The 22,443-nt window shown below is 62.1% G+C and carries 24 protein-coding genes; 10 read left to right on the top strand and 14 right to left on the bottom strand.

Translation table 11 applies throughout. The annotated features are described in order from the left end of the window. Positions 1-869 precede the first annotated feature (869 nt). Positions 870-1,640: an SIMPL domain-containing protein gene (locus tag MJ639_RS01700; protein WP_243368163.1), complete on the bottom strand. Its 771-nt coding sequence runs from the start codon at positions 1,638-1,640 to the stop codon at positions 870-872. Positions 1,641-1,726: 86 nt separating this feature from the next. Beyond that, entirely contained in the window at positions 1,727-2,584 is an 858-nt protein-coding gene (locus tag MJ639_RS01695) for a protein phosphatase 2C domain-containing protein (RefSeq protein WP_243368160.1), read from the bottom strand. Between the two features lie 69 nt (positions 2,585-2,653). Between MJ639_RS01695 and MJ639_RS01690 the strand changes: the two genes are divergently transcribed. Together MJ639_RS01690 and MJ639_RS01685 are read left to right on the top strand one after the other, a co-directional pair. Next, positions 2,654-3,292, top strand: coding sequence for a MarC family protein (locus MJ639_RS01690; protein ID WP_243368158.1), 639 nt, complete (start codon positions 2,654-2,656; stop codon positions 3,290-3,292). 27 nt (positions 3,293-3,319) lie between these two features. Further along, a complete protein-coding gene (locus MJ639_RS01685) occupies positions 3,320-3,511 on the top strand; it encodes a hypothetical protein (protein WP_243368155.1) in 192 nt (63 codons plus the stop codon). 17 nt (positions 3,512-3,528) lie between these two features. Here the strand turns inward: MJ639_RS01685 and MJ639_RS01680 are convergent, their stop codons facing one another. The 5 genes from MJ639_RS01680 to MJ639_RS01660 all read right to left on the bottom strand — a co-directional run bounded on the left by MJ639_RS01680 (position 3,529) and on the right by MJ639_RS01660 (position 6,680). Continuing rightward, positions 3,529-4,038, bottom strand: coding sequence for an RNA pyrophosphohydrolase (locus MJ639_RS01680; protein WP_243368153.1), 510 nt, complete (start codon positions 4,036-4,038; stop codon positions 3,529-3,531). Beyond that, positions 4,035-4,493: a GNAT family N-acetyltransferase gene (locus tag MJ639_RS01675; protein WP_243368151.1), complete on the bottom strand. Its 459-nt coding sequence runs from the start codon at positions 4,491-4,493 to the stop codon at positions 4,035-4,037. Before MJ639_RS01675 ends, MJ639_RS01680 begins: the two co-directional genes overlap by 4 nt. Next, complete coding sequence (locus MJ639_RS01670; protein ID WP_243368149.1) at positions 4,493-5,605, bottom strand: M20 family metallopeptidase; 1,113 nt, start codon at positions 5,603-5,605, stop codon at positions 4,493-4,495. The genes MJ639_RS01675 and MJ639_RS01670 overlap by 1 nt, the downstream gene beginning before the upstream one ends. Positions 5,606-5,711: 106 nt before the next feature. After that, positions 5,712-6,104, bottom strand: coding sequence for a hypothetical protein (locus MJ639_RS01665; RefSeq protein WP_243368147.1), 393 nt, complete (start codon positions 6,102-6,104; stop codon positions 5,712-5,714). Positions 6,105-6,158: 54 nt separating this feature from the next. Continuing rightward, entirely contained in the window at positions 6,159-6,680 is a 522-nt protein-coding gene (locus tag MJ639_RS01660) for a single-stranded DNA-binding protein (protein WP_243368145.1), read from the bottom strand. Between the two features lie 273 nt (positions 6,681-6,953). On the opposite strand from MJ639_RS01660, the gene uvrA reads away from it, so the two are divergent. The 3 genes from uvrA (at position 6,954) to MJ639_RS01645 (ending at position 13,198) form a co-directional block, all read left to right on the top strand. Beyond that, entirely contained in the window at positions 6,954-9,920 is a 2,967-nt protein-coding gene (gene uvrA / locus MJ639_RS01655) for an excinuclease ABC subunit UvrA (protein WP_243368142.1), read from the top strand. Positions 9,921-10,104: 184 nt separating this feature from the next. Beyond that, the gene (locus MJ639_RS17865; protein ID WP_243368140.1) at positions 10,105-12,234 is read left to right on the top strand and encodes a hybrid sensor histidine kinase/response regulator; all 2,130 of its coding nucleotides are present in this window, start codon (positions 10,105-10,107) and stop codon (positions 12,232-12,234) included. Between the two features lie 154 nt (positions 12,235-12,388). After that, positions 12,389-13,198 carry a class I SAM-dependent methyltransferase gene (locus tag MJ639_RS01645; RefSeq protein WP_243368139.1) on the top strand — a complete coding sequence of 270 codons (810 nt, stop codon included), beginning with the start codon at positions 12,389-12,391 and terminating at the stop codon, positions 13,196-13,198. 7 nt (positions 13,199-13,205) lie between these two features. On the opposite strand, the gene MJ639_RS01640 is transcribed toward MJ639_RS01645, so the two are convergent. Then, positions 13,206-14,375, bottom strand: coding sequence for a GGDEF domain-containing protein (locus tag MJ639_RS01640; RefSeq protein WP_243368137.1), 1,170 nt, complete (start codon positions 14,373-14,375; stop codon positions 13,206-13,208). Between the two features lie 175 nt (positions 14,376-14,550). On the opposite strand from MJ639_RS01640, the gene MJ639_RS01635 reads away from it, so the two are divergent. Beyond that, a complete protein-coding gene (locus MJ639_RS01635; RefSeq protein ID WP_243368135.1) occupies positions 14,551-14,844 on the top strand; it encodes a porin in 294 nt (97 codons plus the stop codon). Positions 14,845-14,901: 57 nt separating this feature from the next. Here MJ639_RS01635 and MJ639_RS01630 read toward each other — a convergent pair whose 3' ends face one another. Then, positions 14,902-15,219, bottom strand: a complete 318-nt coding sequence (locus tag MJ639_RS01630; protein ID WP_243368133.1) for a hypothetical protein — start codon at positions 15,217-15,219, stop codon at positions 14,902-14,904. 43 nt (positions 15,220-15,262) lie between these two features. Next, positions 15,263-15,979: a hypothetical protein gene (locus MJ639_RS01625; protein WP_243368130.1), complete on the bottom strand. Its 717-nt coding sequence runs from the start codon at positions 15,977-15,979 to the stop codon at positions 15,263-15,265. A 249-nt stretch (positions 15,980-16,228) separates the two neighbouring features. On the opposite strand from MJ639_RS01625, the gene MJ639_RS01620 reads away from it, so the two are divergent. Both MJ639_RS01620 and MJ639_RS01615 read left to right on the top strand, forming a co-directional pair. Further along, positions 16,229-17,113: a calcium-binding protein gene (locus tag MJ639_RS01620; protein ID WP_243368128.1), complete on the top strand. Its 885-nt coding sequence runs from the start codon at positions 16,229-16,231 to the stop codon at positions 17,111-17,113. 347 nt (positions 17,114-17,460) lie between these two features. Continuing rightward, on the top strand, positions 17,461-17,616 hold the full coding sequence (locus MJ639_RS01615) for a DUF1127 domain-containing protein (RefSeq protein WP_239353705.1): 156 nt from the start codon (positions 17,461-17,463) through the stop codon (positions 17,614-17,616). 118 nt (positions 17,617-17,734) lie between these two features. Here the strand turns inward: MJ639_RS01615 and MJ639_RS01610 are convergent, their stop codons facing one another. Next, positions 17,735-18,493, bottom strand: coding sequence for a glucose 1-dehydrogenase (locus tag MJ639_RS01610; protein ID WP_243368126.1), 759 nt, complete (start codon positions 18,491-18,493; stop codon positions 17,735-17,737). A gap of 84 nt (positions 18,494-18,577) precedes the next feature. Between MJ639_RS01610 and trmFO the strand changes: the two genes are divergently transcribed. Together trmFO and MJ639_RS01600 are read left to right on the top strand one after the other, a co-directional pair. Continuing rightward, a complete protein-coding gene (gene trmFO, locus MJ639_RS01605; RefSeq protein WP_243368124.1) occupies positions 18,578-19,996 on the top strand; it encodes a methylenetetrahydrofolate--tRNA-(uracil(54)-C(5))-methyltransferase (FADH(2)-oxidizing) TrmFO in 1,419 nt (472 codons plus the stop codon). A 20-nt stretch (positions 19,997-20,016) separates the two neighbouring features. Beyond that, positions 20,017-20,238 carry a hypothetical protein gene (locus MJ639_RS01600; RefSeq protein ID WP_243368122.1) on the top strand — a complete coding sequence of 74 codons (222 nt, stop codon included), beginning with the start codon at positions 20,017-20,019 and terminating at the stop codon, positions 20,236-20,238. Between the two features lie 23 nt (positions 20,239-20,261). Here MJ639_RS01600 and MJ639_RS01595 read toward each other — a convergent pair whose 3' ends face one another. The 3 genes from MJ639_RS01595 to secF are packed head-to-tail and all read right to left on the bottom strand — an operon-like array spanning position 20,262 to position 22,435. Beyond that, positions 20,262-21,104 carry a phytoene/squalene synthase family protein gene (locus tag MJ639_RS01595; RefSeq protein WP_243368120.1) on the bottom strand — a complete coding sequence of 281 codons (843 nt, stop codon included), beginning with the start codon at positions 21,102-21,104 and terminating at the stop codon, positions 20,262-20,264. A 1-nt stretch (position 21,105) separates the two neighbouring features. Continuing rightward, the gene (locus tag MJ639_RS01590; protein WP_243368118.1) at positions 21,106-21,492 is read right to left on the bottom strand and encodes an Mth938-like domain-containing protein; all 387 of its coding nucleotides are present in this window, start codon (positions 21,490-21,492) and stop codon (positions 21,106-21,108) included. Between the two features lie 4 nt (positions 21,493-21,496). Next, positions 21,497-22,435, bottom strand: coding sequence for a protein translocase subunit SecF (secF, locus tag MJ639_RS01585; RefSeq protein WP_243368117.1), 939 nt, complete (start codon positions 22,433-22,435; stop codon positions 21,497-21,499). Positions 22,436-22,443: the final 8 nt, after the last annotated feature.

Here is a 22,443-nt window from a genome sequence, read left to right as displayed (position 1 = left end):
GCGAAGGGGAGAAGGAAAAAGCATATTCATTCCAGTGCCTTAGAGTGAGGCATATGGACCCTTGCAGCCCCTCTCCCGCCGCGAGGTATTTTCAGGTCGCGGCAAGGGTCTGAGAAACAGATTCCGTCAAGCCAGCTAAAGCATTGTTTCCGATGGATTTTTGCCGCCCATCGGCAAAGCCTCCGGTTATCGCTGGAGCCTTGCGATGAAGTGCCGCTGCTGGCGGTAGGCACCGGAACAGCGCGGAGAATAGAGGCCTATCTGCTCCTGCACGCGCTCAAATGAGAAGACCAGCGCTTTCAAAGAGCGGGCAAAGGCATGGGGGAATGGCCCCGCGAGCGTGTTGCTCCGAGGTGATGGGGTGAGGGAGACGCGAGAGGTCGTCCGGTTCGCTATGGAATGTGAGAAGAACCTGACGGCCCCTCGCGCACGGTTCTTTTAGGCGGACATCGTGTCTTGCAACGATGGGCCTCCCGGCCCGGCTTGCGAGACCGAACCGGGACCGTTCCCGGCTCCGACACATGCGACGCCTCGCGAGCGCGCCCCTCATCGAGCCAGGACAACCCCGATATAGCCCAGCTTAGGACCAAAGTCAAGAACAAAAGAGGAACATGGCTCATAGGCCGTCCTCCCGGACGGTGCCGCCGAGCCGGGATCGCGAGCCGGATAAGGCGCTGGAATACCTCTCCCGGGCGGGGAGAGGTCGACGCGCGTCAGCGCGTCGGGTGAGGGCATGACCTTTCCGGATATGGCATTCCCTCACCCCTGCCCCTCTCCCACCCGGGAGAGGGGAAACCAGCGCCATACGCGTCACGCGATCCCGGGTTCTGCTGCGCAGCCCCGGGATGACGCGGTTGGAGATCACGTCATTAACGGCTCTGCGCCGCTGATCCTGCTGGTCCAATGCGCCACGTCACATTGACGGAAGCTGTAAATTCCAGGGTCGCAGGCGGAACGATCTGGACCGTCGAAGGAGCCGCAGGAGCAGGCGCAGCACGTCTCACAGGCAAATCATCGGCATATACAGTCGGGGCCTCCGCATCACCATCCGTGATGGAGACGATCTCCTTCAATTCCAGCTCAACGGGCTCGGCATAAGCCAGGGCCTGCTCCTTCGCATCCAGCATGGCGGCGCGGCGGGCTTGGTTGAGGGCCGCACGTTCCTGGGTAGCCTGGAAACGCACCGATTGGATCTGGAATAGGTTGCCGTCGGCGAGCTTGGTAACGGTCTCGTTCAACTTGTCCATGGCAGAGGATTTCAAGGAAAACGTTGTCGTTGCCGTATAGCCGTCGAGGACGGTTTCGTATCGCTGGCCGCCTGCGATGGGCCGCTGCACATGGCGCTGGTCTATCCTGAAACTGCTTTTCTCGACCTCAAGCCCAAGGGCTTTCAGATCCTCGAGGATCTTGAAGGCGCGGGTCGCCCGCTCCTGGTGGGGGTTGCCGACGCTCTCCAGCGTCTTGCCTTCCGTCGCCACGGTGACCGCCAAACGGGCCAAATCGGGCTTGATCTCATGTCGCCCCTTGCCGAGCACGCTCATGAGCGGGTCGCGACGCGCCTCCTGCGGCGCGGCCTGTGCGAAAGCGGAACTCATCCAGGCGGAGGCAGCCAGGGCGAGCAAGAGACGACGAACGTGCATGCTTGATCCTATCGGTATGCAAGAAAGGCTGAACAGCCTATGCACGTTATAGCGGTTCAATTAAGTCCTTTTTGCGGACACGCTTCCTACCCTGCCCTCAACAAAATCGCCGTTGCATCATCGCTCTGCTTGAAGCGCGGATAGCGCTTTCCGTCAGGGTCGATCTTGGTTTCGATCTCCCGCGCCTTGCGGACCAGGGGCTCCAGCCCGGAGGCAGAAGCGGCTTCCATCATGGCCTTGGCATCCATGGCTCCGTAGAGATCAACGAGAGCCGAGAAACCATCGCTGGTGAGCAGGATCATGGTGCCCTCCCCGCACGGCGCGCTTTCATGCCTGAGGCGGCTGACGGCCTCCGGGTTGAGGCTGAGCAAAGCTGCAGGAACGCCGCTCTTCTTCTGCCGCTCGCGGCGCTCGCCGAGCCAGGCGAGGAAAACGGGTTCGGAAAGAATGTCGTTGGGCCTGGAACCTGATGCCTGCATCAGCTCGGCGGCCTTGGCGGATTCCGCATCGCGCAGGCTTGGAGCATCGCCCAGGGTCAGAACCGACCCGTCGGGCTGGCGAAGGTAGGCCGTGGTATCGCCGAAGGTCCAGGCGTCGAGAGTGTTCCCGTTCCGCCGGATGAGCGTCATGGCGCCAAGCGGCCAGGAGACGAAATCATCGTGCCGCTCCTGCGGAGCAAGAGCCCGATAAGCGGTGCGGGCCTCCTCCATGACGTGACGGAGTAAAGCCGGGCCGTCCTCGGCCTGGGGCGCGAGGGCCGACAGGCGCTCGTCGGCGAAGGAAGCGAGCCATGTGGCGTCGCTCTTCGGATGGACGACCGGTGCGGTGCCGGGAAAGATCGAGGTGTCGATCACCCAGGCCCAATCGCCACTCACGCCGCAGATGTCCTCATTGGGCTTGTCCGGGTGTCCCGGCCAGCTGATCCGGTCCAAAGTCGTGAACATCGTAGCAGCGCCTCTCGCCAAAACCACCAAGGAACGCCATAAAGCAAAGCTGTATTCAAGGTCCAGCCGATGCTTTTCGACTTCATCTCCGCCGCCCTGGTCACCCTGCTCGTGACCCTCGACCCTCCAGCCCTCGCGCCCATGTTCATTTCGCTCACGCGGGGCATGAACGGGGCCGAGCGCAAACGGGTGGCGATCCGCGCCTCGATCATCGCGTTCAGCATCCTGGCCTTCTTCGGCCTCGGCGGCGAGCTTCTGCTGAGGCTGCTCGGCGTCGGCATTCCCGCCTTCCGTATCTCGGGCGGCCTGCTGCTGTTCTGGATCGCCTTCGAGATGGTGTTCGAGCGCCGCAACGAACGCAAGCAGCACACGGCCGACATCGCCATCACCGAGGATCACATCCGCAACGTAGCCGCCTTCCCTCTCGCCATTCCGCTCATGGCAGGCCCCGGCGCGATCACCGCGACGATCCTTCTCGCCGGACGGGCGGATGGCAACCCGGTCTATCTCGGCTTCCTGATCGTTCTCATCGCGCTCGGCGTCTTCTCGTGCTTTGCCGTGTTCATGGCGGCGGAACGCGTGGCGCGCATGCTCGGCGTCACCGGCAACATCGTGCTGAGCCGCCTTCTCGGCGTCATCCTGGCAGGTCTTGCCGTGCAGTTCGTGATCAACGGCGCAGAGGCTTTGCTGCGGCCGGGAGCGCTATAGATAGATCCTCCGATAAGGAGGATTTACGTGAAGAAAGCATCCGAATACCGCAAGCATGCCGAGGAATGCCGCGCCCTCGCCAAGCAGGTGCCGGAGGGACCGCAGCGTGAGCAGCTTCTGGAAATGGCGCGCACCTGGGACAACCTGGCCAAGGAGCGGGATGCGCTGGTGCAGAAGCATCCCGAGATCGCGCAGCCGCTCAAGGATGACGAGACCTGAGGTGCGGTCACCGCACCTCAGCCAAGCACAGGCACGGCGAATGGCGCGAAGGCCTTCGCCACCTGTTCGTAAACCTCGCGCTTGAACGGCGCCACGCGCAAAGGCGCCTCCGCGAGATCCGCCCATCGCCATTCGCTGAATTCCTGCGGCGCGCCATCGTGCGACAGCGTCACGTCGATCTCGCTGTCCTGGCCCGTGAAGCGGAACGCGAACCATTTCTGCCGCTGCCCGCGAAACCGCGCGAGACGATGGGGCGGGCCATCGTAGGGCGGAAAATCATAGGTGAACCAGTCCTGCGTCTCGCCGAGATAGACCGCATTGGTGACATTCGCCTCTTCGCGCAGCTCGCGCCAGGCGGTCGTCAGGGGCTCCTCGCCCTCGTCGATCCCGCCTTGCGGCATCTGCCATTCGTATCCCGGCACGACGATTTCTGGTCCGCCATCCGCGAGTGACTTGGCGATCAGCACCTGACCGAAGGCGTTGAAGAGCGCGATGCCGACATTGGGCCGGTAGAGTGCATCCGTCATGCGCCTGCATCCCTGATCAGCACGTGAAGTCCCGGCTCCAGAATATCGGCTTCGAGCATGGTCCAGCCCAGGCCTTCGTAATAGGCGCGCCTGCGCTCGCGCGACAGCAGATAGATGCGAGGTGCGCCCGTGCCGAAAGAAAACTCCGTCGCCTTTTGTACGAGAGCTGCGCCAATGCCGTTGCGCCGCGCCTCCGGCTCAACCCAGAGTGCCGCGACCCACGGCGTGTATTGCGGTCTCTTCTCTTCATCGTTGGCGATGACGGAGACGGTGCCGAGAAAGCGTTCGCCCTCATGCGCCACGAAGGCCGTGGGAATGGGGCCGCTCTCGAAACTCTCCTGAACGAGACCGGTCAGCAGCTCCAGCGGATGGCCTTCGTCTTTCCAGAACGCGCGCCAGATGCGCTCTGCGACGACTTGCGCGAAATGCGGCACATCGCGCAGATCGCTGATCATCAGCGCAGCGTCTCCATCAGGCGCTTCATCAGCTCCTGGCGCGGCGCGATGGTGGAGATGACGCCGTATTCCTGCAGCGTATGCGCGCCGTTGCCGTCGATGCCGAGACCGTCGAGGGTCGGCACGCCCAAGGCCGCCGTAAAATTACCGTCGGAGCCGCCACCGACGCGCGGCGCGGAAACGAGATCGAAGCCGATCTCGGCGGCAAGAGCCTTGGCATGATCGAACAGCTTCGACGTGCCTTCCGTGCGCTCGTAAGGCGGACGGTTCATGCCGCCGGTCACGGTGATCTTGAAATCGGGATTGTGAGGCTTCAAGCCAAGGAGCGCCTCGGTCAGCGCCTCGCCATCGGCCACCGTCTCCACGCGCAGGTCCACGGGGAAGTTGCAATGCTGCGGGATGGTGTTCACCGCTGTGCCGCCGGACACCATGCCGACCGTGGTCGTGATGCCGCGCGCGTAATCGGTCATGGCCTCGATGGCGAGGATCTGGCGCGCCGCTTCATAAATGGCGTTGCGGCCTTCCGCATGGCGCGAGCCCGCATGGGCCGGGCGGCCCTCCACATGCACGTCGAAGCGGCCGACGCCCTTGCGGGCGGTGACGATCTGGCCGCCGTCGCGGCTCGGTTCCGTCACGAGCACATAGGCCGAGCGGCGGGCGAGATCCTCGATGATCGGGCGGGTCATCGGCGAGCCGATCTCCTCGTCCGGCGTCACGAGATAGATCAGCGGACGCGCCGCTGTGCCCTTGCGTGCCACTTCCTTGAAAGCCTCGAGGCTGAACCAGGCGCTCGCCTTCATGTCGTAGACGCCAGGGCCGTAGAGACGATCGCCCTCGATGCGTAGCGGCAGGTCGTGCTGGATTGTGCCCACCGGGTGCACCGTGTCGAGATGCGACATGATCAGGATGGCGGGCTCATCCGTCTGCGGGCCTGCGCGCAGGATCAGCGCATCGCCAAGGCCCGACTCGCCCTTGATGCGCTCGATGGCAACCGGAGCATCTTTCATCTGCTCGACCACGAGATCCATCATCAGATTCACGCCGGCCACGTCATGAGTGGGGCTTTCGGTGCGGATCCAAGTGAAAAGGGTATCGAGCGCAGGAGAGGTCATGGCAGCATCAAATCACATAAGGAAAAAGGCGGCTCATGCCGCCTTCAGGGTCTTTAGTACCCTCGCGGGGCTCTGTCACGAGAATTGAAGAAGGAAAACCCTTCCCTCAATCCGGGTATTTATACTCGAAAGCATAGCGGCCGCCGGAGCTCAGCTCGAGCATGCCTTTGCTCCAAGTCTCTCCTTGAGGAGATGCCATGGCTTGGCGAATGGCCTGCCACGCGTGGATGAAAGGCATCTCATCCTCCGGGGCAAGCAGATCCAGAGAAAGTGGAACAGACTGCGTGGCACCGGCGAACCAGACCTCGCCCGCTCCATCGATGGAGTCGGGAGTGAACTCCATCTCAACCCGTAGCCGATCCCACGCCTGAGGAGGCATCTTGAAGGCTGCTGCTGCGATGGTCTTGTAGTGATCTTGAACTGAAGGCGCGGAAGCTGAGGCGCTGACAGGTTCGCCAGCGCCTTGGCCTTTGAAAAGGGCCTTAAGAGCATTCAACATGAGGGGTCCATTCTTATAGATCAGTCTCTACGGACTGATGCTTCAACCCACGTTCTAGAACGGAATGTCGTCGTCGAGATCGTTGTAGCGCGATCCGCCGCCACCGCCCTGGTTCTGGGCAGGAGCGGGCCTGCGTTCCATGGGGGACGAGCGGCCGAAATCGCCGCCGCGGCTGATCTGGCCGCCGCCTTCCTCGTCGCCATATTCCGACGAGGAGCCGCCCGAACGCCCGTCCAGGATCGTCAGCTCGCCGCGGAAGCGCTGCAGCACCACCTCGGTCGAGTACTTCTCGACGCCCTGCTGGTCGGTCCACTTGCGCGTCTGAAGCTGGCCCTCGACATAAACCTTCGAGCCCTTCTTCAGGTACTGCTCCGCCACACGGGCCAGGTTCTCGTTGAAGATCACCACCGAGTGCCACTCGGTCTTTTCCTTGCGCTCGCCGGTCGCCTTGTCCTTCCAGGTTTCCGAGGTGGCAATGCGCAGGTTCACCACCGGCTCGCCGTTGTTCAGGCGACGCACCTCCGGGTCGCGCCCCAGATTGCCCACCAATATCACCTTGTTCACACTGCCTGCCATCGGGCGCACTCCTGTTCGATTGAGGGCTGTTGTGGGGCCGGACTGCGCGCAGAACAAGCCGGAGAGCGGGTTTTCCCCCAAACTGTCCCCAACAAGAGGGCTCAAGAAGCAAACGCCGCAGGGCTCGATAGCCCATTGCCCTCCGTACCCTCTTTGTTCTAGGATTTCACACCTGGAATCATCCGCCGCATTGCATCTGCGGGGGAGACATCACATATCCCGGAGCCGGCCCACGGGGCCGTTTTCCCCTTATATGAAGGCTTAAGCTGAGCCATGGCTAAACTCGACGAGCTGTTCAACCGCGCCAAGGCGGGCGACCCGAATGCGCGCGTGATCTCCGTGCGCGGCGCGCGGGAGCACAATCTCAAGAACGTCGACCTGATGGTGCCGCGCGACCAGTTCGTGGTGTTCACGGGCCTGTCCGGCTCGGGCAAGTCGTCGCTGGCCTTCGACACGATCTATGCCGAGGGACAGCGCCGCTATGTGGAATCCCTCTCCGCTTACGCCCGCCAGTTCCTGGAGATGATGCAGAAACCGGACGTGGACCAGATCGACGGTCTTTCGCCCGCCATTTCCATCGAGCAGAAGACCACCTCGAAGAACCCGCGCTCGACGGTCGGCACCGTCACCGAGATCTATGACTATATGCGTCTGCTCTGGGCGCGCGTCGGCATTCCTTATTCCCCCGCCACGGGCCTGCCCATTGAGAGCCAGACCGTGAGCCAGATGGTGGATCGGGTGCTGGAGCTTCCTGAGAAGACCCGCCTTTATCTGCTGGCCCCCGTCGTGCGTGGCCGAAAGGGCGAGTACCGCAAGGAAATCGCCGAGTTCCAGAAGAAGGGCTTCCAGCGCCTGAAGATCGACGGCGAGTATTATGCCATCGACGAGGCCCCTGCCCTCGACAAGAAGTTCAAGCACGACATCGACGTGGTGGTGGACCGTATCGTGGTGCGCGACGACATTGCCGCGCGCCTGTCGGAATCCTTCGAGACTGCGCTCGAGCTCACCGACGGCATCGCCGTCATCGAATATGCGGACGAGAAGGACGAGAAGGGCAAGCCGAAGCGCATCGTTTTCTCCTCCAAGTTCGCCTGCCCTGTTTCCGGCTTTACCATTCCGGAAATCGAGCCGCGTCTGTTCTCGTTCAACAACCCCTTCGGCGCCTGCCCCACCTGCGGCGGTATTGGCCATGAAATGCGCATCGACGAGGCTCTTGTGGTGGACGAGACGCTGTCGCTGAAGCGCGGCGCGATCATGCCGTGGGCGAAGTCTTCCTCGCCCTATTACGGCCAGACGCTGGAATCGATCACGCGGCATTTCAAGTCGTCCATGACGAAGCCCTGGACCGAGCTGTCCGAGGAAGTGCAGGAGGCGATCCTCTACGGTACGGAAAAGGCTATCCGCTTCGCCTATGACGACGGCATGCGCGCCTATGAGGTTCGCAAGCCCTTCGAGGGCGTGATCCCGAACCTGGAGCGCCGCTACACGGAAACCGAGAGCGATTGGGCGCGCGAGGAAATCGGCCGCTTCATGAGCGAGACTCCGTGCGAGGAATGCGGAGGCAAGCGATTGAAGGCCGAAGCGCTCGCGGTGAAGATCGCAGGCTCCGACATCGGCGATGCCACGGCGCTCTCCGTGAAAGACGCGCATGAATGGTTCGGCAACCTGTCAAAGAAGCTCACCAAGAAGCAGAACGACATCGCTGGCCGTATCCTGAAGGAGATCCGCGACCGCCTGACCTTCCTGGTCGATGTGGGCCTGGAATACCTGACCCTCGCCCGCGCCTCTGGCACGCTGTCCGGCGGCGAGAGCCAGCGCATTCGTCTCGCCTCGCAGATCGGCTCGGGCCTCACCGGCGTTCTCTACGTGCTCGACGAGCCGTCCATCGGCCTGCACCAGCGCGACAACGAGCGCCTGCTCGGCACGCTCAAGCGCCTGCGCGATCTCGGCAACACCGTGATCGTGGTGGAGCATGACGAGGATGCGATCCTCCAGGCCGATTACGTATTCGATATCGGCCCTGGCGCGGGTATCCATGGTGGCCAGATCGTCGCCGAGGGCACGCCCGACGAAGTCATGAAGAACCCCAAGTCGCTCACGGGCAAGTATCTCACGGGCGAGATGTCCGTGAAGGTGCCGGCGCAGCGCCGCAAGCGCGATCCGAAGCGCATGCTGAAGGTCGTCGGCGCGAAGGGCAACAACCTGAAGAACGTGAAGGCGGAAATCCCGCTCGGCACGTTCACCTGCATCACAGGCGTGTCCGGCGGCGGCAAGTCGACGCTTGTCATCGATACGCTCTACAAGGCCGTGGCGCGCAAGCTCAACGGCGCGCTGGAACACCCTGCTCCGCATGACCGCATCGAGGGCCTGGAGCATCTCGACAAGGTCATCGACATCGACCAATCGCCCATCGGCCGCACTCCGCGCTCGAACCCGGCCACTTATGTCGGCGCCTTCACGCCGATCCGTGAATGGTTCGCTGGATTGCCCGAGGCGAAGGCGCGTGGCTATCAGGCGGGCCGCTTCTCCTTCAACGTGAAGGGCGGTCGCTGCGAGGCCTGCTCCGGCGACGGCGTGATCAAGATCGAGATGCACTTCCTGCCCGACGTCTACGTCACCTGCGATGTCTGTAAGGGCAAGCGCTACGACCGTGAGACGCTGGAAGTGAAGTATCGCGACAAGTCCATCGCCGACGTGCTCGATATGACGGTGGAGGAAGCGCGCGAACTGTTCAAGGCCGTGCCGTCGATCCGCGAGAAGATGCAGACGCTTGCCCGCGTCGGCCTCGACTACGTGCATGTGGGCCAGCAGGCCACCACTCTCTCCGGTGGTGAGGCGCAGCGCGTGAAGCTCTCCAAGGAGCTGTCGAAGCGCGCCACGGGCCGCACGCTCTACATCCTCGACGAGCCGACCACGGGCCTGCATTTCCACGACGTGGCGAAGCTGCTCGAGGTGCTGCACGAGCTGGTGGAGCAAGGCAACACGGTGGTGGTGATCGAGCACAATCTCGAGGTCATCAAGACCGCCGATTGGGTCATCGACATGGGCCCCGAAGGCGGCAGCGGTGGTGGCCAGATCGTAGCGCAGGGAACGCCCGAGGACATCGCCAATTCCAAGGAAAGCCACACCGGCCGCTTCCTCAAGGAAGTGCTGGAACGTCGCCCCTTGAAGAAGGCCGCCGAGGACAAAGGCGCGGCCAAGAAGCCGAAGAAAGTCACTCGGCAGGAAGCGGCGGAGTAAACCTGGATTTTGAAGAGGATCGGAACCGGAGGCTGCGTCAGCAATCCGGCTTCGATCCTCTTTTTTATTGCAGGCCCCGCCCCATATCCTGGCAGCGTTCACTGCCGATCTCGCATATCCTGAGGATCGCGCGTGCCACACGACGCGGCATTATTCACGGGTGATGCAAGGTAGGGCTCGATTCGTGAGTTCGGAAAAGCCGAAAAACCGAAATATTCTCTGGCCATTGCGCGTTCTGGTGGTCGCGAGCCTCATCGTACCGGCCCTGTTCTTCGCCTATTCAGGTTGGGAGAATTACCAGCGGCTCGAGGAACGGACCGAGGAGCGGATCGGCAGCGCCCTGGACGTGGTGCAGGAGCACACCCTCAAAGCCTTCCAGACGGTTGAGAGAACCATCGCGGAAACCAACGAGATTCTCCGCGACCTGTCCCCTGAGCAGATCCGTGCCGACGAGCGCCGCCTGCAAGCCCGTCTCAGAAAGACGCAAGACAGCCTGCCTCAGATCGAGGCCATCTGGGCCTTCGACCGGGACGGCAGGCCTCTCGTATCCAGCACGATCTTTCCCGTCCCGCCGGATCTCAACAACTCCGACCGGGACTACTTCGCCGCACATGTGAATGGGGATGCCGGCACCTTCATCGGCAAGATCATCACCGCCAAGATCGGCGGCTTCCAATTCTTCGTGGTGAGCCAGCGCCGCCCCAGTCCGGATGGGGCCTTCAACGGCGTCATCGCCATCTCGGTGAGACCTGAGCATTTTCAGAGCTTCTACTTTCGCGTCGCTCAAGGTTTCGCGGATTCCCTGGGCATGATCCGCACGGATGGCGAGTTCCTGGCCCGCTATCCGGCCCGGGGCCCGGACGCGCCGATGCAGCTTAGCTCTTCCAGCAGTTTCATGAGAGCAATCCAGCATAGTCCGGAAGCAGGTCGGTTCTCTGCCATATCCCAGATCGACGGGATCGAGCGGCGGATGGGTTACCGGAAGGTGCAGAACTATCCGATCTACGTGCAAGTCGGCATTGAGGAGAACAAAATTTGGGACGAGCTGTGGGATTCCTTGCGCGGGCTGTTCGCGTTCGGTGTGCCGACCGCCCTCGCTCTCTTCCTGGTCAGCGTCTATGCCCTGCGCCGGACCCGGCACTTCTACGCGGAAGTCAGCCGCCGCGAAAAGGCGGAGGCTGCTCTCAAGCAGGCACAACGCCTCGAGGCCATCGGACATCTCACGGGGGGTGTCGCCCATGACTTCAACAACCTGCTCATGGTCGTGAAAGGCAATGTCGATCGCCTCAAGCGTTTTCCCTTCGATGATCGCCAGATGCGATCCCTCGACGCCATCGACCACGCTGCGACCCGTGGCGCGAGTCTGGTTCGCCAATTGCTCTCGTTCTCGCGCCAGCAGACTCACGAAGCCACGGTGGTCAATCTCGGTGAATACCTGACGAGCCTTGAGGATATCCTGCGTTCGTCCCTTCGCGGCGATATCATCCTCGACATGAGAGTGCCGGACCTCTGGAACACGAAGGTCGATTTGAACGAGCTTGAACTTGCGATCCTGAACATCGCCGTCAATGCGCGCGATGCCATGCCCGAAGGCGGTCGCCTGACCATTCAAGCGTGGAATGCAACCCTCTTCGATCCTGATCTGATCGGCCTGCAGGGTGATTTTGTGGCCCTGAGCCTCACCGATACCGGTTTGGGCATCCCCGAGGATGTGCTGCCGCACGTATTCGAGCCGTTCTACACGACGAAGGAGGTGGGCAAGGGTACAGGCCTCGGCTTGAGCCAGGTCTACGGCTTTGCCCGCCAGTCGGGAGGCACCGCAACTATCCTGGCCGAGGTCGGACGCGGCACCACGGTGACCCTCTATCTGCCGCGGTCTCAGGAGATACCGGCAGGCGATGCCGCCTCGCACAGCCGTCCGCAGGATGCGAAGGGACAAGGGCATATCCTCCTCGTAGAGGACAACAGGGATATTGCCGACGTCACCCGCACCAACCTCGAAGAGCTGGGCTTCCACGTGACCCATGCCGCAACAGTTCAAGCGGCCTTGAACCTGCTGCGGCAGGGCATGTTCTTCGATCTCGTCTTCAGCGACATCGTCATGCCCGGAGAGATGAACGGCGTGGATTTGGCGCGGGTTGTCCGGGAGCGTTACCCTTCTCTCCCCATCCTGTTGACCACCGGCTACAGCAACATGGCCCAAACCGCGATGGATGAAGGCCTCTCGATCCTGCGCAAGCCCTATGAGATGGGTGAGCTCGTCGAGAGTATCGAACGGACGTTGCGCATGACATCCCTGAAAGCGACAGCGTGATGGGCGACCAGGGTGCACTATCATCATCTGCCGTCCGGCACCTCCTCAAGCTCTCTCCAACGTAACAAAGACGCCCCGAACCCTCCCCTTTTGAGCCATTGCCCCTCCAGCCTGCTGGCGGGATGATGCGCGCTTATTCACGGTGGAGGAAAACATGGGCGCCACCGATGCTGCCTTTGCAGGCTCTATCCCTGGCCTTTACGAACAATATCTCGGTTCTCTTCTGTTTCAGCCTTTTGCCGAGGACGTCGCGTCACGCATGAACGGCCTCTCCAGAGGCCGCGTTCTGGAGACGGCGGCCGGTACGGGCATCGTGACCCGCATGCTCGACAAGCACCTTCCGCCGGAGGTCGAGATCGTGGCGACGGATCTCAATCCGGGCATGCTCGATCTGGCACAGACGAAACTTCAATCTCCCCGGGTAACGTGGCAACAGACGGACGCGCAGACTCTTCCCTTCGAGGACGGCTCCTTCGATGCGGTGGTTTGCCAGTTCGGCGTGATGTTCTTCCCTGACAAGCAGGCGGCCTATAGGGAGGCCCTACGCGTGCTCAAGCCCGATGGTTTCTTCCTGTTCAGTGTCTGGGATAAGCTCGACGCGAACCCTATGAGCAAGGCGGTTTCCGACCACGCCATCGCGCAATTTCCCAATGACCCGCCCCGTTTTTTCGAACGCACACCGTTCGGGCATTCCGATGAGAACCGTCTTAGAGACGAACTTCAGCGTGCAGGCTTCGGATCTGTCAGCATCGAGCGCGTCGAGAAAAGAAGTCAGGCGCCTTCAGCCCGCGATGCCGCCATGGGGCTCACGCAAGGCACGCCCCTGCGCGGGGAACTGGAGGCCAGGGCTCCAGGTCGTCTGGACGAGATGACGGAGAAGGCGACGGAGGCTCTCGCAAAACTTTTCGGCAACGGCAGCTTCGAAAACCGCATGAGCGCTCTGGTCGTTCGCGCCCGAAGGTGAGCAAAGCTCAGGCCGAGACCACGACGTTTCGTCCATGATCCTTCGCACGGTAGAGGGCGAGATCCGCCTCCTGCAACAGGGTTTCCACTGCCGCGCTTTTGGAGGCCGAGCAGCCGACGCTCACCGTGACCTCGGCGCCGATCATGTCCTTGCTGGCTTTGGAGAAGGCGCGGCGCACGGCCTCGGCCTTTCCGGTCGCCTCCTGCATGGACACGGGAAGGATAGCCGCGAATTCCTCGCCGCCCAGTCGCCCGAAGGATTGCTTGGGCAGATGCCGCTCCAGGATGTCTCCGAACAGGATGAGGACATTGTCGCCCACATCGTGACCGTAGCCGTCATTGATGCGCTTGAAATTATCGAGATCGAAAACGAGGCAACTGACCGTTTTGCCTTTCGTGGAGCGGATCAGCCGTGTCGCGTGCTGCATGAAAGCGCGACGGTTCGGGATGCCTGTCAAAGGATCGATGAAGGCCGCCTGCTTGTATCCGAACTCGACGCTCTCCTTGGCCATCGAGAGGAAGATGAAGGCGAGTGTCGGCGTGAAGACAACCAGGAACAGCGCCATCTCGGTGGACCAGCGGCTGGCCAGGGCATCGATCCAGGCAATCGAGGTCAGCGTCACACCGAGCCCCGCTCGGGCGATGTTGAGAACCGCCAGCAGGACCAGGAGCACGATGGCCACCCGCTGGGAAGCCAATGGCTGCCGGGCATGGCGCCAGAGCTCCCAGGCCGAAAGCAGGGCATAGGCGCCGGCCGCCAGAGCGATTAGGACCAGCCTGTATCCCGGCTTGTCGTAAATAAATGGAAAGGCCACGCACCAGATCGCCACGCCCGCCCCCACGAGGGCGATGGGCGTTGCACGGCCGTTGAAGAGCCTGCACCCCGCAAAAAGAGCGGCATAGGACAGGAGCGCGAGAGAATTGCCAGCCAGCAGGGCTGTGTAGGAGACGGAGGCCTTGCCCAGGTTGACGACCGCGATTCCGCTCGCGATCAGGCAGAAGGCCGCTCCCCACCAAGCCAGCGCCCGTACCTTCTGGTTGAGCGCCCACGCGAACACCAGCAATCCGCCCAGAACCATGGCGAGCAGAACGAAGGCAACACTGAGAGTGGCGGAATCGAGCGTCATCGGAAGCGTTGCAACGGGTGTGACCAGATTGCCGGGAAGCACAAAGGACATTCCCTTACGCAAGGGAATGTCCTCCGCTATCTTCTATCGGCTCCGAAAAGTCCAGACCCGCCGGACGCCCTGCCCCACGGCTGCGCGAATTGGCCCCGGCTGGAAGCCTGGCAGGAAGGCGCCGGGAATGGCCAAGCCTGCCGAACTCTTTGCGCCTGCGCCGTGAGGGGCTACGATGCGGCTCATGATACGCGCGATCCTCATTCTCTCGATTGCAACGAGCCTGATCGGCGGCACCGCCCAAGCGGCCTCGCCCTGCCCACCCGGCTTCGCGATGCTGCAAGATTCATCCGCCTGCGTGCGGGTGAGCGGACGCGTTCGAGCCGAAGCGATCGTCGGCTCCACGCGCGACCGCCGCTCGGACGCCATCGGGACGCGAGCGAGTGGACGCATCCGGATGGATGTGCGCAAGCAAACCGAATACGGGCCGCTGCGGGCCGTGATCGGTGTAGAGGGAATCCAGCAATAGTGCAGAACACGCGATGAATGAAAAAGGGCACCCGAAGGTGCCCTTTTCTTTTCCGGCTCAGTAGCCGTAATCGTAATATTCCTCTCGGTAATAGCTGCGGCGCGGAGCTTCGTAATACCGATAAGACGGCCGCTCATAGGTGCGATAGGCCGGACGAGCCGTCGCGCCCAGAACACCGCCGACGATGGCGCCCGTTACGCCTGCTGCAATGGCAGCGTTGTTGTTGCGGCGTTTGACGACATAAGCCTGAGCCTTGCCATTCTTATAATGACCATAGGCGTGCCCCTTGCCTTTACCGGGGCGGGCATCGGCGGCTCCGGAGAAGGATGCGGCGGCCAGAAGAGCCACACTGAGCGTTACGAAAAGCTTTTTCATCACAGAACTCCATTCTTGAACTGAGACAGGTGATGCGGAACGCTTATTGCGTCTTCGCATCGCTGCCCTGCTGCGGTACCGGCAGCTTCCTAGTTGCGGCATTGCCCTGATCGGACGTCGCATTGCTGCGTGTCGAAACGGAGCCTGTCGTCGAGACGGAATCAGACGAGTTCACACGGCTCGACGTGCCTGTCGAATTCCGGCGCTGCTCGACCGAGACGCCTACGCTCGGCGAGGTGTCGCGTGTGCGCACGCTCGTGCGGCGGGTCACGGAAACGCTCGGCTCGTTCACCTCTTCATAGCGGCGAACCGTACGGCGGCGAACCTCCACCGGCTCATCGACCACCTGATAGCGGCGCTTCTTAACCGCGACCTTATTGGTCTTCTTTTTCTTCAAGACCACCTTCTTCGCTGCAGGCTTCTTCTTGATCACCGTGCGATGAACCTCGGTCGCCGGCTCTTCGATCGCTGTCACGGTCCGGCGCCGGGTTACGGAAACGCTCGGCTCTTCGACCTCGCGGATTGTGCGCGAGTGAACCGACACGCCCGTACGCTCACGGGTTTCCACGCCGACACCAACGCGCGTGCTGCCTTGCTCGCGGGTCGTCACATTCGTCTGAGCAGCACCGCTCGCAGGCTGCTTGCGGAGCATCTGCGTATCGGATGTCGAAGAGGAAGAGGTGTTCGAATTCGTCGTGGTTTGGGCATAGGCTGTGCTGCTCAACAGCAGCAGAGCCGCACCAAGCGCGATTTTCTTCATGGTCTCAACTCCACTCAATGTAAACGTGGAGACAGAACGCAGTTCAGAAGCTCCTGTTCCTACCCTACTAGGGATTACGGCACTGCAATACTGGGAGCATTTTCATGAATGACTGTTCATGAAACGAGTTTCCGCGCGGTTTTAACAAAGAATTAACGCCAAGAATCCAATTCGAAAACTGTGCAGCTTTCATTCAGACTCATTCATGCAAGATGAAAGCCATAAGTTACTCAACGGGGATGCGCCGAGATGGCAATCTTTCAAGCGTTCAATGCGGCAGGCGTCGGCTTCAACATGTCGAGCACCAGCTCCTCCGGCTGGTCCTTCGTGGGCACCAACCCCTATATCGATGTCGTCAACACTTACGACGATGGCGATGCCGCCGTCTTCGATGTGGATGGGAGCAGCATCGTCGACCGTTACACCGCCTGGTATTCGGACACCGGCTATAGCGTCGTCATCCACGACCTCGTGTATGAGAACTACGGTGAAGACGTTCTGCTGATCAAGGATCTCGACATCTCCGTCAGCTATTCCGCGTTCGACAACAGCACGTGGTCTGTCAGGCTCAATGGCGGCCACGATGTCTTCTACGGCAACGACTACAAGGACGTGATCCGCGCCGGCAACGGCAACGATGTCGTCTATTCCTATGGCGGCCATGACATCGTGTTCGGTGATGCAGGCGCCGACAGGCTCTTCGGCCTCAATGGCGATGACGATCTCTATGGCGGCACAGGGCGCGATAACCTGAACGGCGGCGCCGGCAGCGACTATCTCAGCGGCGGCCTCGACCACGATACGCTGACAGGCAGCACAGGGCGCGACTACTTCGTGTTCGATGCCACGGCCTCACGCTACAATATCGACACGATCACGGATTTCCGGCCTGTCGACGACACGATCATGTTCGACAACAAGATCTTCACGAAGGTCGGGCCGAACGGTTGGCTCTCGAGCGCTGCCTTCTGGGTCGGCACCAAGGCTCACGATTCCTCGGATCGGATCATCTACAACAAGGGCACGGGCGCCCTGCTCTACGATCCCGACGGCACAGGCTCTGCCGCTGCCATCAAGGTTGCGCAGTTGAAGGCCGGGCTGGGCATCACGAAGGCTGATTTCTACGTGCTCTAAAAGCCCACCGCATTCTGAAGCACCATCAAGCCCCGGCACCGCCGGGGCTTTTTCTTGCCTCTGCGGTTGCCCTCGGCGGTACTCTTTTGGCACCTCCTCAGAGACGCTCGGCTGCTTCAGCATGCCAGACCCCAGCCACCTGATTGGAGCCTTAAATTCCTATTTTTCGAGTCCATTCCCGCAAATCAGGCCCGTTAACCTGGCAGTAACGTGGTATGCTACTAAAGCATAACAGACCTACATTATTACCGCTCCTCTTTTGCGGCGCACGGGCCTATATGCTGCATTGCACACAGCAAGAACAAAAGCCGCCGGCAATAGGGCCGGCTAACTGATAGGAGCTTCTCATGTTCGTGTCCTACGTTCTCTCCAAAGTCCGCGCTTACATGCGTTACCGCGACACCGTCCGCGAGCTTTCCCTGCTTTCGGACCGCGAGCTCGACGATCTCGGCATCTCCCGCTTCCAGATCGAGAGCATCGCCCGCGAGCATGCTGTCGCCTAAAAATTAGCTGCACTGCAGCATAAGGTTCTCGCCCGCCTCAAGCGGGCGTTTTCTTTTTCAGACCATGGTTTTCGGCGGGATACTGCCGCTTTGCCAAAAGACTGGCGATTTCAGTAGCTTACCGCCCGCCTGTCACCGGCAGGATGGCTCCGGTGATGTAGGATGCCGCATCCGACATCAGGAACAGCACCGCTTCCGCGATCTCCTGCGGCTCGCCGATCCGTCTCATGGGAATAAAAGGCAGAAGCCGCTGCAGGCGTCCGGCATCCTGGGTACTGCGCTCATGGATGTCGGTCCTTGTCATGCCCGGAGCCACGGCGTTGACCCGCACACCTTCCGTCGCCAGTTCCCGCGCCAGCCCAATGGTCAGCGAGTCGATGGCTCCCTTCGAGGCGGCATACCAGACATATTCGTTGGGGCTGCCTAAGCCAGCCGCCACGGACGAGATGTTGACGATTGAGCCCCCGCTACCGCCACGGCTCTGGGACAGGCGACGGGCAGCCTCGCGGGCTACGAGGATCGCCCCGGTCACGTTGATGTCGATGCAGTCGCGGATCGTCTCGGCGGCCGTTTCGGCGAGCTTGCCCGACCTGCCGGTGATGCCGGCATTGTTCACCACATGGGAGAGGGGCCCGAGCCTCTCCTCCACCTCGTCGAACAGGCGCAGCACATCCTCCTCGACGGCGACATCCCCCTGGAAGGCCAGAGCCTCCACGCCGGCAGCCCGGCAGATCTCCACGACCTCCTCGGCGGCCTGGCTCTCGGACCGATAGGTGATGGCCACGTCATAGCCGTGCGATGCGGCGAGTTGCGCCGTCGCCGCACCTATGCCACGGCTGCCGCCTGTAATAAGGACTACGGGTCGCTGGGATTGCATGGCGCCACCTTTGTCAGATGCAACCCGCGCAACTTGACCAGGGCTCCCGTGGGAGTCAACAAGACCGCCTGGAAGAGAGACACCATGAGCAAGATCGAACCCATTCACGTCATCGGCGGCGGCCTTGCAGGCTCGGAAGCCACCTGGCAGATCGCGCAGGCCGGCGTTCCCGTCATTCTCCATGAGATGCGTCCCGTACGCGGCACCGACGCGCACAAGACGCAAGGGCTCGCCGAGCTCGTCTGCTCCAACTCCTTCCGCTCTGACGACGCCGAGACGAATGCCGTCGGCCTGCTGCATCAGGAGATGCGCACCCTGGGCTCGCTCATCATGGCCAAGGGCGATGCCAACCAGGTGCCTGCAGGCGGCGCGCTCGCCGTCGACCGCGACGGCTTCTCCGATGCGGTGACGGCAGCGCTCGAAGCGCATCCACTCGTCACCATCGAGCGCGGCGAAATCGCCAGCATTCCGCCGGAGGAATGGTCTTCCGTCATCATCGCCACCGGCCCCCTCACCTCGCCCGCCTTGGCCGAGGCGATCCTCAAGCTTACCGGCGAGACATCGCTCGCCTTCTTCGATGCCATCGCGCCGATCGTCTATCGCGAGTCCATCAACATGGACATCGCGTGGTTCCAGTCGCGCTACGACAAGGTCGGCCCCGGCGGCACGGGCAAGGATTACATCAACTGCCCCATGACGAAGGAGCAGTACGACGCCTTCATCGATGCGCTGATCGCAGGCGACAAGACCGAGTTCAAGGAATGGGAGGCCAACACTCCCTATTTCGACGGCTGCCTTCCCATCGAGGTCATGGCGGAGCGCGGACGCGAGACCTTGCGCCACGGCCCCATGAAGCCCGTCGGCCTTACCAATCCGCGCGATCCCGACGTGAAGCCTTACGCCATCGTACAGCTGCGCCAGGACAACGCGCTCGGCACGCTGTTCAACATGGTGGGTTTCCAGACCAAGCTGAAATACGGCGCGCAGGGCGACATCATTCGCATGATCCCCGGCCTCGAGAACGCCGAATTTGCGCGCCTCGGCGGCATTCATCGCAACACCTATCTCAACTCGCCGAAGCTTCTCGATCCGACGCTGCGCCTGAAGGCGATGCCACGCCTGCGTTTCGCGGGCCAGATCACCGGTTGCGAAGGTTATGTGGAGAGCGCCGCCGTCGGTCTCATGACGGGCCGCTTCGCCGCAGCGGAACGCCTCGGCCATCCGATCCAGCCGCTGCCGCACACCACGGCGCTCGGCGCGCTCATCAACCACATCACAGGCGGACACATCGAGACCATCGATGAAGGCCCGCGCTCGTTCCAGCCGATGAACGTCAATTTCGGTCTCTTCCCGCCGCTCGACGCGACGCCGAAGTCGGAAGACGGCAAGCGCCTGCGTGGCTCGGCCAAATCGATGGCGAAGAAGAAGATGCTGACGGACCGTGCGCGTGTGGATCTTGCCGCTTGGCTTTCCGCCGCCAGCCTTCCGGCTGCGGCGGAGTAAGCATTTCAAGAGTAGCTGATATGACCTCGCGCCCGTTTCTCTTCGTCCTCCTCGCCCTTTTCGGAATGGGACAGGCAGCTTATGCCCAGCTGCCTTCCAAGCCGAAGGAAGAGTTGAAATGCGATCCTAATAACAAGGACGAGTACAAGGAGCGCCGTTATACGCATGACGGCAAGCTCCATGTCGAATATTGCTTCGACGGCAAGAGGCACCTCAACGTCGATCACGGCGAAAACGGCTGACGATCTGCCTTGTGCTTTAGGGCCTAGAACGGCCCGCGCCAAAGCGCCCAGATCTTCCGCCATTGCGGAAGATCGACCGGCGTGTTCAGCGGGTCGTAATCGCGCTTTTCCATCGCCTTGAGATAGGGCTCCACCAGCGCGAGCGGGCGGAATGCAGGCTCTGCGGCCGATGGGATCGTGGAGCGCAATGTGCGCACCTGATCGAGATGGCGGCGCGCGATGGCGCGCATGTCGGCGAGCGCGCCCGCAAGTCCCGGTCCGCCGCGCCCGGTGACGATGTCGTCACGCACGACGCCGTGACGCGCGAGGATATCGACGGGCAGATAGAGCTGCCCCTGGCGCGCGTGGATGGGGAAAGCACGCAGGAGGCCCGCGATGGCATAGGCCACGCCCGCATGACCCGCCGCATCCGCAGTACCCGGATCCTTGCCGTCATTGAGCATGATGGCGGAGAGCTGGATGAGACTCGACGAGGTTTCACCGCAATAGCCTTCGAGATCGTTCAGGCTCGGCATCGGATCGTCGTAGAGATCGAACATCCGCGCATCGATCAGGTCGACGAGCGATTGTCTCGGCAGCCGGAATTTCACGATGGCATCGTCGAGCGCGGCCGCCACGGGATTGGCCCGCACATCGCCCCTCGCCTCGCCCTGCAGCGCATCGCGCCACCATTGCAGGCGGATCTCTCCGAGCATGGGCTCGCGCACGGAGTCACGAACGCGGGCGACCTCGAAATTGAAGGCGTAGAGCGCGTGGAGATAGGGCCGCTTGTCGGCAGGCGCGAGAAGGCTCGCGAAATAGCGGTCGGGATCGGCCTCGCGCACGAGGGCTTCGCAATGGGCGAAGTTGGATTGCGGATCGGCCATGTCAGCCGACCGCGATGAGAGCGGCGGCGACCTTGCGGTTTTCTGCCAACAGGATGTTGTAGGTCCGCGCGGCAGCCCCGGTCTGCATTACGTCGAGGCCGATGCCGGCTTCGCGAAAACGCTCGCGCAGCTTCCCGGGAATGGCGGCGACGTCGATGCCGGTGCCGACGAGCAGCAGCTCGATCTCATCGGCCTCGGCGAAGATCGGCTCGACCGCCTCGTCCGTCAGCTCCTTGATGGAGCCGATGGGCCAGGCCTTGATGCCCGACGGCAGCACGAGGATTGAGCCGCGATGGGACATGTCCGCGAAGCGGAAGCCGCCGTTGCCATAGGCATCGATCGGAAAGCGTCCTGGGACGAAACCGTCATACAGGCGGCTACCGCTCATGGCTTTACTCCGCAGCTGCGGCCTTGCCTTCCGATACCTTCACGCTCTCGGAGCTGCGCAGGCCGATATAGATCAGCATGGGCGACGAAATGCAGATGGCCGAGTAGGTACAGATCACCACGCCGTAGAGCATGACCTGGGCGAAGCCCTGGATCGCCTGACCGCCGAACAGCACCAGCGCCAGCAGCGAGAGCGCCGTGGTCGCCGCCGTCATGATCGTGCGGGACATGGTGTGGTTGATGGAGAGGTTCAGAAGCTCTTCCGTCGGCATGGTCTTGTAGCGGCGCATCAGCTCGCGGGTACGGTCGAACACCACCACGGTTTCGTTGAGCGAGTAACCCACGATGGTGAGGATCGCCGCAATCGAGGTCATGTTGAACTCGTGTCGCGTGATCACGAAGAAGCCGATGGTGAGCACGATGTCGTGGAGCGTGCCGATGATCGAGGCCACCGCCAGCTCGCGCTCGAAGCGGAACCAGAGATAGAACAGAACAGCGAGAACCGAGAGCACGATGCCGATGGTGCCGGATTGGACAAGCTCACCGGATACGCGCGGGCCCACCGTCTCGACGCGGCGGAAATCATACTCGTTGCTGAAGGTGTCGCGCGCCTTCTGCACAACGGCTGCCTGACCGGCCTCGCCGCCCGGCTGCGTCGCGAAACGCAGGGAGACTTCGCCGGCGGCGCCGAATTCCTGCACCTCCACCTCGCCGAAGCCGAAACCTTCGGCGGTCTGGCGGATCTGGGCGACATTGGCCTGGCCGGACTTGGCCTGGATCTCCATGAGCGTGCCGCCCGTGAAGTCGATGCCGAAGTTCAGGCCGACCGTCATGAGCATGATCGCCGTGGCGATGGAGATCAGCGCCGACAGCGGGAACGAGAAGCGCCTGAAGCGCATGAAGTCGAAGTGGGAGTTTTCGGGCCAGAGGCGGATGAGGCGCACGATACTCG

It is taken from the genome of Microvirga solisilvae, from assembly GCF_022808595.1.
GTDB lineage: Bacteria > Pseudomonadota > Alphaproteobacteria > Rhizobiales > Beijerinckiaceae > Microvirga > Microvirga solisilvae.
This window is presented reverse-complemented; position numbering and strand designations above follow the sequence as displayed.

Bases quoted from the DNA above. Each gene is read 5' to 3' on its own strand.
- MJ639_RS01700 (WP_243368163.1), bottom strand. From the start codon at position 1,640: ATGCACGTTCGTCGTCTCTTGCTCGCCCTGGCTGCCTCCGCCTGGATG.
- MJ639_RS01695 (WP_243368160.1), bottom strand. From the start codon at position 2,584: ATGTTCACGACTTTGGACCGGATCAGCTGGCCGGGACACCCGGACAAG.
- MJ639_RS01690 (WP_243368158.1), top strand. From the start codon at position 2,654: ATGCTTTTCGACTTCATCTCCGCCGCCCTGGTCACCCTGCTCGTGACC.
- MJ639_RS01680 (WP_243368153.1), bottom strand. From the start codon at position 4,038: ATGACGGATGCACTCTACCGGCCCAATGTCGGCATCGCGCTCTTCAAC.
- MJ639_RS01675 (WP_243368151.1), bottom strand. From the start codon at position 4,493: ATGATCAGCGATCTGCGCGATGTGCCGCATTTCGCGCAAGTCGTCGCA.
- MJ639_RS01670 (WP_243368149.1), bottom strand. From the start codon at position 5,605: ATGACCTCTCCTGCGCTCGATACCCTTTTCACTTGGATCCGCACCGAA.
- MJ639_RS01665 (WP_243368147.1), bottom strand. From the start codon at position 6,104: ATGTTGAATGCTCTTAAGGCCCTTTTCAAAGGCCAAGGCGCTGGCGAA.
- MJ639_RS01660 (WP_243368145.1), bottom strand. From the start codon at position 6,680: ATGGCAGGCAGTGTGAACAAGGTGATATTGGTGGGCAATCTGGGGCGC.
- uvrA (WP_243368142.1), top strand. From the start codon at position 6,954: ATGGCTAAACTCGACGAGCTGTTCAACCGCGCCAAGGCGGGCGACCCG.
- MJ639_RS01645 (WP_243368139.1), top strand. From the start codon at position 12,389: ATGGGCGCCACCGATGCTGCCTTTGCAGGCTCTATCCCTGGCCTTTAC.
- MJ639_RS01640 (WP_243368137.1), bottom strand. From the start codon at position 14,375: ATGTCCTTTGTGCTTCCCGGCAATCTGGTCACACCCGTTGCAACGCTT.
- MJ639_RS01635 (WP_243368135.1), top strand. From the start codon at position 14,551: ATGCGGCTCATGATACGCGCGATCCTCATTCTCTCGATTGCAACGAGC.
- MJ639_RS01630 (WP_243368133.1), bottom strand. From the start codon at position 15,219: ATGAAAAAGCTTTTCGTAACGCTCAGTGTGGCTCTTCTGGCCGCCGCA.
- MJ639_RS01625 (WP_243368130.1), bottom strand. From the start codon at position 15,979: ATGAAGAAAATCGCGCTTGGTGCGGCTCTGCTGCTGTTGAGCAGCACA.
- MJ639_RS01620 (WP_243368128.1), top strand. From the start codon at position 16,229: ATGGCAATCTTTCAAGCGTTCAATGCGGCAGGCGTCGGCTTCAACATG.
- MJ639_RS01615 (WP_239353705.1), top strand. From the start codon at position 17,461: ATGTTCGTGTCCTACGTTCTCTCCAAAGTCCGCGCTTACATGCGTTAC.
- MJ639_RS01610 (WP_243368126.1), bottom strand. From the start codon at position 18,493: ATGCAATCCCAGCGACCCGTAGTCCTTATTACAGGCGGCAGCCGTGGC.
- trmFO (WP_243368124.1), top strand. From the start codon at position 18,578: ATGAGCAAGATCGAACCCATTCACGTCATCGGCGGCGGCCTTGCAGGC.
- MJ639_RS01600 (WP_243368122.1), top strand. From the start codon at position 20,017: ATGACCTCGCGCCCGTTTCTCTTCGTCCTCCTCGCCCTTTTCGGAATG.
- MJ639_RS01595 (WP_243368120.1), bottom strand. From the start codon at position 21,104: ATGGCCGATCCGCAATCCAACTTCGCCCATTGCGAAGCCCTCGTGCGC.
- MJ639_RS01590 (WP_243368118.1), bottom strand. From the start codon at position 21,492: ATGAGCGGTAGCCGCCTGTATGACGGTTTCGTCCCAGGACGCTTTCCG.